This is a genomic window from Gramella jeungdoensis (assembly GCF_023805255.1).
Lineage (GTDB): Bacteria > Bacteroidota > Bacteroidia > Flavobacteriales > Flavobacteriaceae > Christiangramia > Christiangramia jeungdoensis.
Genome location: NZ_JAMSCK010000016.1, coordinates 1 through 2,295, shown reverse-complemented (window position 1 = coordinate 2,295; position 2,295 = coordinate 1). Strand labels below are relative to the sequence as shown.

Sequence of the window (2,295 nt, the reverse complement as noted above, 5' to 3'; positions counted from 1 at the left end):
GTTCATTGACATATTGAAGAAACAAAGAATACGAGAGACGCTATATAGATAGAAATATTTATAAGTAATAATACATTAATAATATTGATTGAGAGTAATCTTGATCAACGAGCATTAGAAGCAAAACGCATACAAGCTAGATAAGGGCGTATGGGGGATGCCTAGGCTCTCAGAGGCGAAGAAGGACGTGATAAGCTGCGAAAAGTCGTGGGGATTGGCACATACAAATTGATCCGCGAATATCCGAATGGGGCAACCCAGCATGTTGAAGACATGTTACCATGCTTGCATGGGGCGAACCCGGGGAACTGAAACATCTAAGTACCCGGAGGAAGAGAAAACAATAGTGATTGCGCTAGTAGCGGCGAGCGAACGCGCAAGAGCCCAAACCAATGAGTTTACGGACTTATTGGGGTTGTAGGACTGCAATATAGGTTATACAATGAACTAGAATTAGCTGGAAAGCTAAGCCATAGACGGTGACAGCCCGGTATAGGCAAGTTGTTATAATCTTAGCAGGATCCTGAGTAGTGCGGGGCACGTGAAACCCTGTATGAATCTGGCGGGACCATCCGCCAAGGCTAAATACTCCTGAGAGACCGATAGTGAACCAGTACCGTGAGGGAAAGGTGAAAAGAACCCTGAACAAGGGAGTGAAATAGAACCTGAAACCATACGCTTACAAGCGGTCGGAGCCACCTTGTGTGGTGACGGCGTGCCTTTTGCATAATGAGCCTACGAGTTACCGTTTCCAGCAAGGTTAAGCACTTAAGGTGTGGAGCCGTAGCGAAAGCGAGTCTGAATAGGGCGCCATAGTTGGTAGTGGTAGACGCGAAACCGTGTGATCTATCCTTGGGCAGGTTGAAGCTGTGGTAACACATAGTGGAGGACCGAACCCGTTGACGTTGAAAAGTCTTGGGATGACCTGAGGATAGGGGTGAAAGGCCAATCAAACTCGGAAATAGCTCGTACTCCCCGAAATGCATTTAGGTGCAGCGATATAGTTAGTTTTATAGAGGTAGAGCTACTGATTGGATGCGGGGGCTTCACCGCCTACCAATTCCTGACAAACTCCGAATGCTATAAAATGATGCATATCAGTGAGGGCATGGGTGCTAAGGTCCATGTCCGAGAGGGAAAGAACCCAGACCATCAGCTAAGGTCCCCAAATGTATGTTAAGTTGAATAAACGCGGTTGGACTGCCCAGACAGCTAGGATGTTGGCTTGGAAGCAGCCATTCATTTAAAGAGTGCGTAACAGCTCACTAGTCGAGCGGTCCGGCATGGATAATAATCGGGCATAAACATACTACCGAAGCTATGGATTCTAACATTAGTTAGAGTGGTAGGGGAGCATTGTAACAGAGACGAAGGTGTACTGCGAGGTATGCTGGATTGGTTACAAAAGAAAATGTAGGCATAAGTAACGATAATGCAGGCGAGAAACCTGCACACCGAAAGACCAAGGTTTCCCCAGCTATGCTAATCAGCTGGGGGTTAGTCGGGACCTAAGGCGAACCCGAAGGGGGTAGTCGATGGACAAGCAGTTAATATTCTGCTACTTGCCCCATGTTAAAGCGGACGGAGGCGTAAAGTTGGTGCGTACTGACGGAATAGTACGTTGAAGGGAGTGGTAACACCCCGATAGTACACAAAAGCTACGGCCGGCGTGATAATCCAGCGGAGCGACTTCCAAGAAAAGCGAGTGGTGGCAACCCGTACCGTAAACCGACACAGGTAGTTGGGATGAGAATTCTAAGGTGCTCGAGAGATTCATGGCTAAGGAACTAGGCAAAATTGGCCCGTAACTTCGGGAGAAGGGTCGCCCTCTGTAATGGGGGGCCGCAGTGAAAAGATCCAGGCGACTGTTTATCAAAAACACAGGGCTCTGCTAAATCGAAAGATGACGTATAGGGCCTGACACCTGCCCGGTGCTGGAAGGTTAAGGGGAGAAGTTAGCTTCGGCGAAGCTTTGAACTGAAGCCCCAGTAAACGGCGGCCGTAACTATAACGGTCCTAAGGTAGCGAAATTCCTTGTCGGGTAAGTTCCGACCTGCACGAATGGTGCAACGATCTGGATACTGTCTCAGCCATGAGCTCGGTGAAATTGTAGTATCGGTGAAGATGCCGATTACCCGCTACGGGACGAAAAGACCCCGTGCACCTTTACTATAGCTTAGTATTGACTTTGAACAAGTGATGTGTAGGATAGGTGGGAGACTTCGAAGCAGCTTCGCCAGGAGTTGTGGAGTCGTTGTTGAAATACCACCCTTTACTTGTTTAGAGCCTAACTTC

At 48.2% G+C, this 2,295-nt stretch carries 1 rRNA gene; it reads left to right on the top strand.

Annotated elements, in window-relative coordinates:
- Positions 1-129 precede the first annotated feature (129 nt).
- A 23S ribosomal RNA gene (locus NE848_RS17240) occupies positions 130-2,295 on the top strand; the annotation flags it as partial.